This window comes from Clostridia bacterium, assembly GCA_019683875.1.
Classification (GTDB): Bacteria; Bacillota; Sulfobacillia; order RBS10-35; family Bu92; genus Bu92.
In genome coordinates, this window is the sequence record JADGHN010000076.1 from 1 (window position 1) to 8,508 (window position 8,508).

Sequence of the window (8,508 nt, forward strand, 5' to 3'; positions counted from 1 at the left end):
CCCTACCCGTTCGCCGGCCGCGTCACTTGTGTATAAGAGACCGCGCCTCGCGCGCGCGGCGGGCCGGCCCCCGCGACCCCGCGGCCGCCGCGCGGCCGCCTGGGAGGCGAAGACGTGCACGTCTGGTCCTGGCTGGGAGAAGGGCTCGTCGCCCTCGCGGCGGCAGCCGCGGGCATCGGCTCCGCGCTCTCGTTCCGCGCCGGCGCCCGCGGGGACACCCGGGCGCGCGGGGGCCGGCTCGCCGCCGGCGTGCTGCTCCTCGCCGTCGGCGGCGCGAGCGCCATCCTCGTCGCGGCCCTCATCCGCAACGAATTCGCGTTCGCGTACGTGGCCGCCCACTCGAGCCGCGCCACGCCGCTCGTCTACCGCATCGGGGCGTTCTGGGGCGGCCAGGAGGGCTCTCTCCTCCTTTGGTTGCTCTTCCTAGCGATGATGACCGGCGCCATCGCCTGGCGGCCGCCGCGGGGCCGCGAGGCCGAGCCGCTCCTGCCGTACGCGCTCGGCGTGCTCCTGTCCATCGCGTTCTTTTTCGCGCTTCTCATTGCCGTCGCCGCGCCGCCGTTCCGCCTGCTGCCGCACGCGCCCGCCGACGGCGCCGGCCTAAACCGCCTGCTCCGCGACCCGTCCATGCTGCTGCACCCGCTGGGCCTCTACTCCGGCTTCGTGGGCATGGCCGCTCCCTTCGCGTTCGCGGTCGCGGGGCTGCTGGCCGGCCAAACGGGGCATGCCTGGATCCGCGTGACCCGCCGCTGGGCCCTCACCGCGTGGGCGCTGCTCTCCACCGGCATTCTCATGGGAGCGAACTGGTCCTACCACGTGCTCGGCTGGGGAGGCTACTGGGCCTTCGATCCGGTGGAGAACGCCGCGCTCATGCCCTGGTTGACGGCCACGGCCTATCTCCACTCCAGCCTCGTGCAGGAGAAGCGCGGGCTTCTGAAGGCGTGGAACGTCGGCCTCGTATCGGCGACGTACCTGTTGACGATCCTTGGCACGTTCCTCACGCGCAGCGGCCTCGTGACGAGCGTGCACGCCTTCGCCCAGTCGCCGATCGGCGCCTGGTTCCTGGCCTACATCGGGCTGATGGTCGTGGCGCTCCTGTGGCTCCTGGGCACGCGCGCCCACCTGCTGCGCGACGAGCGCCCGCTCGACTCCTACATCTCAAAAGAAGGCTCGTTCCTGATCAACAACGTCGTCTTCCTCTCCCTCGCCGGCACGGTGCTCTTCGGCACGCTCCTTCCGCTGGTCTCGCCGCTCTGGGGCGCCACGCTGACCGTGGGCGCACCGTACTTCACGCGGACGACGGCGCCGCTCTTCGCGCTCGTCTTCCTCCTCATGGGGGTCGGGCCGCTGCTCGGGTGGCGGCGCGCGAGCTGGCGCCAGGTGCGGGAGCACCTCCTGGTGCCGTTCGTCGCGGCGGCCGCGGTGGCCGTGGCGCTGGCCTCCGTGGGCGTCGGCTCGCTCGGCACCGTGCTCGGCTTCAGCTTCGCCGTCCTCGCCATGGCGGCCGTCCTCTACGACATCGCGCTGGCGGTGGCCGCGCGGCGGCAGCTCGTCGCGGAGCCGTGGCCCGTGGCGCTCGCGCGCCTCTTCGCGCGTCACCCGCGCCGGTACGGCGGCTACCTCGTCCACCTCGCGGTGGCGCTCGTGGCGCTCGGCGTCGTGGGTTCCATGGCGTTCCAGCGCACGGCCACGGTGGGGCTGGGCATCGGCGAGGGCGTGACGGTCGCCGGGTATGACTTCGTCTTCAACGGCATGACGCGTGAAGTGTCGGCGTACGGGTCGCGCACGCAGGCGCGCGTCGACGTGTTACGGGACGGCCGCCTCGTCGCGACGCTGCTTCCGTCCCAGTTCGTGTCCAACGACGCCGAGGGCGAGGAGGCGCCGTACACCGAGATCGCCATCGACCGCGGCTTCGCGCGCGACCTGTACGTGGTCCTGGCCGGCTTCCAGCCCGACGAGCGGCGCGCCGGGTTCAAGATCTACGTCAACCCGATGGTCGATTGGATCTGGGGCGGCGGGGCCCTCCTCATCCTCGCGACGGTGTTCTCGCTGTGGCCGCGCGGGCGCGAGCGCCGCCTGGGCGACGCCGCCCGGGTGCTCGCCGACTGGGCGGAGCTGGAGTACGACTTCCGCACGGGCAAAGTTTCGGCCGCGGATTACGCCGCCATGAAGGCCGAGTACGCGGCGAGCGCGCGGGCGCTCCTGGCCTCCGCGGCTCCGGGCGAGGCGGACGGGCTGGCGGACCTGGAAGCGCGCATTCAGCAGCGCGTGCGCGCGCGCATGGCCAACCGGCCGCCCGCCGGGGAGGGCGTCCGATGAGGCGCGGACGGCGCGCGGCGATGGCCGCGGCGGCCCTGCTCGCCGCCGCGCTCGCCGTCCTGCCCGCGCAGCCGCGCGTTCGCGCCGCCGGCGACGCTGACGCGCCCGCGGGGTTGGTCGTCGCCGAGGAAACGCTGGTCCTCGTGCCGTCCGGCGGCGACTGGCAGGTCTACGACCGTGCCGTCTTCGTCAACACGGGCGAGCAGACCGTCACGGACGTGACGCTTCCCGTTCCGGCCGGGGCCCGGGACGTGCGCGTGGCCGGCGATGCCGCCTCGGCGGGGCCGCGCGACAGCCTCTCCGCGGCGCCGGGGGGCGCCTTCCCGGTGGCGACGGTCGATCTGGCCGCGGACGCCTCGCTCCCCGGAGGAAACCGTCTGGCGCGCGTCCGGGTGAATCTTCCCCCGGGCGAGCCGGCGGTCGTGGCCCTGACGTGGACGGTGCCGGCGGCTTCGTCGCTGGAGTGGCTGCGTCCGGCGCTGCAGCCCGTCCTCTCCATCGCCGTGCTGGCGCAGGAGGGCCGCGTGCGCCTCGACGCGATCGGTCTCTTCCCGGAGCCGCCGCAGCGCCTTGAGGACACGCGCGTCGTCGTCATGACCGCGCGTGACGTCGCGCAGGGCACGCTGTTGACGATCCGCGCGCGCCGCGCGCCGTTCTGGAGCGCGCATCCGTGGACGGCGGCCACCGTCGCCGCCGCCCTCGGGCTGGCAGCCCTGGCCGCCACGGTCATCCGGAGCCGGAGACGGCGCCGCCAAAAGGTCGAAGCCGCCGCGAACGCCGAGCCGCAACCCTCAGCGGAGCTGTCGCAGTAGGGCGCGAATCTCGTCCGCCACGTTCCGCCACGTGCGCACGATCTCTTCAACCGCCGAATCGATGTAGGCGCGCAGCTTCGGGTCGAGCCGGGCGGGCAACTCGTGCCGGTCGAGGATCTGCGGCGCGCGGAACGACCACCCGCCGCCGGCCTCCTCCGCCACGGGAATCAGGATGTCGACGACGAGGTCCCGCCACTCGACCTCCCATGGCGTGATGCGGGTCTGGTCGCTGACGTTGAAGTAGAGCGCGATCGCCTTCCCGTCCCGGTCGACCCACAGGTAGACGTTGTACGGCCGGTCCTCCCAGTAGAACCCGTACGTGCGACCGTCGGCGGGCAAGGCGACATCGCCCACGGTGACGGCGGCGGTCATGTCGAACCGGTAGACGAGCCGCCCCTCCGAGCGGTCGATCGCCGTGCCTTCATAGACCGACGTGACGCCGTTCAGCCGGTGCTTGATCTCGCGGATCGTGGTCACGGGTCCGCCTCCAGCGCGTCTTCGATCTGCGAGACGGCGCGCTCCCACTCGACGGGGTCCGCCTCCAGCCACGAAGCGAGCGCCGCGACGCCCGCGCGCAGCGACTCCCCCTCGCGGAACGTGGGGCTGGCGCGCAGGTCGAGTTTTGCTTCGGGCGGCGGGCTCCACCACCACACGTCTTCCGCACCCTTGCGCAGGCGCACGGCAAGTCCCAGCTCGCCGAAGATCCGCATCGCGAGCCGCGCTTCCCCGGCCGCGACCTCGCCGGCGACGCCCGTCTCCCGCAGCCGCGCCGCCAGGCGGTCGGGATCGGCCGGCAGCGCGGGCACGCCGTCCCGCGCCGCCCTGCGGCAGGCGCTGTACAGCCGTGCGAGCCGGTCGCGGTCCGGATACCGCTCCTGCACGCGCGCTGCGAGGCGATGCAGGCGGGCGGCGCGACCGTCCGGTGCGTAGGCTGCGGCGGCCGCACCCTGGAGCGGCCGGACGCGGGGCTTCGGCCCCGTGTTCGCGCCGCCCGGCGTCCGGCGCCCCGCTGGCGCCTGCCGCGCGGCCGCCGTCTCCCCTGCGACCGCTTTGTCCCGCGCGGCCGCCGTCTCCCGAGACGCGGCCACGAGCGGCCCGGCCGGTTGCTCCTCAGGCGCCACGTCCTCCACCCGCAACCGGATCCGCGTCGTCCCGTTCCATTCGTCCAGCTCGGGGGTGGCGACGAGCCGCCAGCGGCCGTCGGCCCTCGCGGCGCGCATGATCGCGCCCAGGCCGAACGCCACCCCCTCGACGCGCGCGCCCTGCCGGTTGAAGCAGGCCAGCATGGCGTGCGCGCCGTCACGGCCGACCGGCCGCACTTCGAGGCTCACGCCGGGGATCACGAACCGCGGCTTGGGGTTCCCGGCGCCGAACGGCTCCATGCGTGCCAGCGCCTCGCAGAGGAACGCGTCCACCTCGTGCAGCTCCGCGACCGCGTCGACCGGCAGGATCGGCACCAGGTCCTCCGCCGACAGCACCTCCCGGGCGTACGCGTTCAAGTCGCGCCGCAGCGCGTCGAGCGCCTCCGCCGGCAGGGTGAAGCCGGCGGCCTGGTGGTGCCCGCCGAACGATTCGAAGTGATCGCGGCAGGCGTCCAGCGCCGCGTGCAGGTCGAAGGGCGGGATGCTGCGACCGGAGCCGCGGGCGCGCCCGTCCGCGAGCGCCGCGAGCAGCACGGGGCGATGGCGCTCCCGCGCCAGCCGGCCGGCGACAAGGCCGACGATCCCCGGGTGCCAGTCCGGGGACGCGAGCACGATCACGGGATCCTCCTCCGGCCAATCGGCCGCGAGGGACCGCGCCTCCTCGAGCGCGGCCCGCTCCAGCGCCTGCCGCTCGCGGTTCGCCGCGTCGAGCTGCCGGGCGAGGGAACGCGCGCGATCCGCGTCGCCCGCGAGGAGACACTCCAGCGCGGGCGCCGGGTCGCCCAGCCGTCCGGCCGCGTTCAGCCGCGGCGCGACGACGTACGCCAGCTCGTGCGCCGCCGGCGATCCCTTCACCCCGGCGACCTCCAGGAGCGCGGAGAGACCGGGGCGCGGCGCCTCCCGAATGAGGCGCAGGCCCTCGCGAACGAGCCAGCGGTTCTCGTCGTCCAACGGAACCACATCCGCGACCGTGCCCACCGCGGCCAGATCGAGGCTGCGGCGCCAGGGGGCGTCCGCGTCCAGACCCTGCAGAAGCTGCGCGAACTTGATCGCCAGGCCGGCCCCGCACAGGTCCTTGAACGGGTAACGGTCGTCGGGCCGGTGCGGGTTGACGACGGCCGCCGCGCGCGGCAGCGCGCCGTCCGGCCGGTGGTGGTCGAGCACGACGAGCGGCAGGCCGAGCTCAGCGGCGCGTTCCGCCGCTTCGAAGGCGCGGATGCCGTTGTCGACGGCGATGAGCAGTCCGGCGCCGTCCGCCGCCGCGCGGTCGACATCGGCCGGCTGCAGGCCGTAGCCGTGATCGCGCGAGGGTAGACGCCAGTCGACGCTCGCCCCGACCGCTGCGAGGTTCTCCACGAGGATGGCGGCCGCGGTGACGCCGTCGGCGTCGTAGTCGCCGAACACGCGGATGAGGCGCCCCTCGGCGACGGCGCGCTCCGCCTCCGCCACGGCGGCCGGCAGGTCCGCCAGCCGTTCCGGGTCATGGACGAAGGTCGATTCGTCACAGCTCAACCAGCGGCCAGCCCGTTCCGCGTCGAACCCCCGCGCCGCCAGACACTGGGCGAGCGGGCGCGGCAAGCCGAGCTCGCGCACGATGGCGGCCGTCCGTTCGGGGTCGGCGGGCGCCGTCGTCCAGCGCCGGCCCGTCAGCGACAACCCGCCCCCGGCGACGCCCGTCAACGGGCTTGCGACCTCGCTTCGTGCGGCGGCTCGTCATCCGCAGGACCGCCGTCGGGCTGGGCGGCCCCCGCGCTCCGGTCGCCGTCGAGATCCTCGGCGTGGAGATCCTCGGCCGCCCTCCGTTGCGGATCGACTGGATCCGGCGGCGCACCGTCTTCCGGCTTGTGCGAGACCCCCGCGCGGGCCACGGCCTGCCGGAGGGTGCGGAGTTCGTTCTCCGCGCGCAGCAGCCGCCACCGGAGGCGCAACTGGGCGACCGCGCCGAGGCACGCGGTGATCACGGCCCCGGCGAAGGCCGCGCCCAGCACGACGACGGCGAGCGTCGTGTTCATCTTCCACATGAGGAGACGCACGTCCACGGTCTGCCCGTTCTGCGCGGCGAACACCGCCACGCCGAACGCGAACAGCAAAAAAACGACGAGGTACCAGGTCAAGGGCGCACCCCCGCATCGACACTTCGCGGCGGCCGTCCCGGATCCTGTCGGGTCAGACGGTGCGGCTTCGCGGGCGGTGGCGGCGCTGTTCCCGGTGGGCAATCTCGATCAGCGTGGCCTCGTGGAGCTCGTCGAGCACGTACAGCGTCCCCCCGGCGCGGCGCGCGAGTTCGGCGAGGTAGCCACGGTTGGGTTCCAGGCCGACGCAGCTGAAGGGAAGGCGGGCGCGCGCGATCTCGTCCGCGGCCTGCAGCGCGTCCTCGAGCGGCCCGAGCGCCGATCGGGACACGGTGGGAATGCCGTCCGTGATGAGAAGCAGAAGCGGGCGACGCGGCCGGCTGGCCGCGAGGTACGCGCGGGCCGTCTCCAGCGCCGTCGCGAGCGGCGTCAGGCCGCTGGGTCGCACGGCGCGCAGGCCCCGCTCCACCGAGGCGTAGTTGCGCGTGAGCGGCACGTGTAGCTGGGCGTCGCGGTCCTGGAAGCTGATGACCGCCACGCGGTCGCGGCTCGTCGCCAGAAGGTGGCGGACGAGGTCCTGCGCCGCGCGGATCCGGGCGCCCGCCATGGAGGCGCTGGCATCGACGAGGAGGACCAGGTCGAGCGGCCGCGCGCGCTCCCGCCTTCGGATGCGGAGGTCCGCGGCCTCGACGCGCGGGGGTGCGGCGCGGCCGCACGTGCGCTGCGCGGCGGCGGCGACCGTTTCCGCAGGGGCCAGCTCGCTCCAGGGCTCGGTCGCGCGCAGCGGCTCCACGCGCGCGCGCGAGCCGCGGCCTGCCGGCTCCCACGCCCGGCGCCCGAAGCGGCGCGCGCCCTGAATGCGCCGCGCGGCGGCGCGCAGGGCCATCTCCACCTCGTGCACGTGCGATTTCAGGAAATTGCGGAGCGCGCGGCCCTCCTCCGTGAGCTCCAGCCGGTCGCCGCGCCGCGCGATCCATCCCTCCTGCATCCAGCGGTCGAGGACGGATCGCTCCAGTCCGGGGAGGCCCGCCGCGTCCCACGGCCGGCCGTGGATCACTTCAAGAAAACGGGGGCCCTGGGCGACCCGGTCGAGCGCGGCGGCCGCCGCCTCCGCCCCTCCGGCCGCTCGTGCGGCGCTCACCGCCATCGAGAGCAGTTCCTCGTCGCCCGGCGCTCCCCCGCGCCGGCCGCCCTGGCGGAGAAGCGTATCCGTGACGTCGGCGTAGGGAGCGAGGTCGTCGCGGTCCGCCGCGCCGTCCGAAGCCAGGCGGTGGCGGACGCGGGCGATGGCCCGCACCTGCAACCCCTGCGCGGCGATCTCCTGCTCCACGGCGGCGACGAGATACGGCACGAGCGACCGCGCTTCCATGGGAAGGAGCGCCGCGAGGTGCACGTGGTTCAGGTGGGCGAGGCGAAGCGTCAACCGCCGCCCGTGCGTCAGCGAGCCGGTGACGCGGCCGCCTCCAGTGCCGGTCTGGATGTCGACGAAGTCGAGGTGGCTCGCCGCGGTCTCGCCGTGGTCGAGCCGCCAGGCGCGGTCGGCCGCGTGCAGGCGCGCGGCGACGCCGCGGTGGTCGACCTCGCCGACCTCGTGGAACACGTCGATGTGGACGACTTCCCCGGGACGCGCCCGGCCGTAGAAGACGCGGCCGGCGTCACGGTTGAGCACGATGGTCGCCTCGTCGGGCCGGCGCGCGTCGAGAAGGTGGACGCATGTGCTGACGACGGCGCTGTCGCCGAGGCGTCCGCCGTGTCCCGAGGCGAGGGTGCGGACGAGCTCCCGGACGTCGACGTCGAAGGTGGCGAGACGCCGGCGCAGCCGCAGCGCGTCGGCGCGGTCTGCGGCGCGGGCGTCAGTCGTCACGCGGCTCAGGTCTCCAGATCGACCCGCGGTCCCAGTCGACGAGCGGCCGGGCGGGACGCGACGGCGCGACGACGTCCACGTCGCGCGGATCGGCGATGGCGCCGCGGCCGGCCGCCGGGGGGCCGCCGGCGCCGGGGGCCGGGACGTCCGGCGCGGGCGACCGGCGCCCGCGCAACGCGTGGCGCATGCCCTCGAACAGGCGCGACCAGCGCGCGCCCGGGCCGTCGCCCGCCGGCGCATCCGCTCCCGCCCTGAGCGCCGGGACGCCGGCCGCCCGCCCGTCCAGAGCCTCTCGGGCC

The 8,508-nt window shown here is 74.9% G+C and carries 7 protein-coding genes; 2 read left to right on the forward strand and 5 right to left on the reverse strand.

The window, feature by feature from the left end; genetic code table 11:
• Positions 1 to 114: 114 nt before the first annotated feature.
• Positions 115 to 2,319 carry a heme lyase CcmF/NrfE family subunit gene (locus IRZ18_06995; GenBank protein ID MBX5476846.1) on the forward strand — a complete coding sequence of 735 codons (2,205 nt, stop codon included), beginning with the start codon at positions 115 to 117 and terminating at the stop codon, positions 2,317 to 2,319.
• A complete protein-coding gene (locus IRZ18_07000) occupies positions 2,316 to 3,131 on the forward strand; it encodes a hypothetical protein (protein MBX5476847.1) in 816 nt (271 codons plus the stop codon). The genes IRZ18_06995 and IRZ18_07000 overlap by 4 nt, the downstream gene beginning before the upstream one ends.
• Here IRZ18_07000 and IRZ18_07005 read toward each other — a convergent pair.
• The 5 genes from IRZ18_07005 to IRZ18_07025 all read right to left on the reverse strand — a co-directional run.
• Positions 3,111 to 3,608, reverse strand: coding sequence for a DUF402 domain-containing protein (locus IRZ18_07005; protein MBX5476848.1), 498 nt, complete (start codon positions 3,606 to 3,608; stop codon positions 3,111 to 3,113). The genes IRZ18_07000 and IRZ18_07005 overlap by 21 nt on opposite strands.
• Positions 3,605 to 5,953, reverse strand: a complete 2,349-nt coding sequence (recJ, locus tag IRZ18_07010) for a single-stranded-DNA-specific exonuclease RecJ (GenBank protein ID MBX5476849.1) — start codon at positions 5,951 to 5,953, stop codon at positions 3,605 to 3,607. Before recJ ends, IRZ18_07005 begins: the two co-directional genes overlap by 4 nt.
• The gene (locus IRZ18_07015; protein MBX5476850.1) at positions 5,950 to 6,387 is read right to left on the reverse strand and encodes a LapA family protein; all 438 of its coding nucleotides are present in this window, start codon (positions 6,385 to 6,387) and stop codon (positions 5,950 to 5,952) included. The genes recJ and IRZ18_07015 overlap by 4 nt, the downstream gene beginning before the upstream one ends.
• Positions 6,388 to 6,439: 52 nt before the next feature.
• On the reverse strand, positions 6,440 to 8,209 hold the full coding sequence (locus tag IRZ18_07020; protein MBX5476851.1) for a VWA domain-containing protein: 1,770 nt from the start codon (positions 8,207 to 8,209) through the stop codon (positions 6,440 to 6,442).
• Positions 8,199 to 8,508: hypothetical protein (locus IRZ18_07025; GenBank protein MBX5476852.1), on the reverse strand; the 310-nt coding region annotated here is incomplete at its 5' end. The genes IRZ18_07020 and IRZ18_07025, both read right to left, overlap by 11 nt.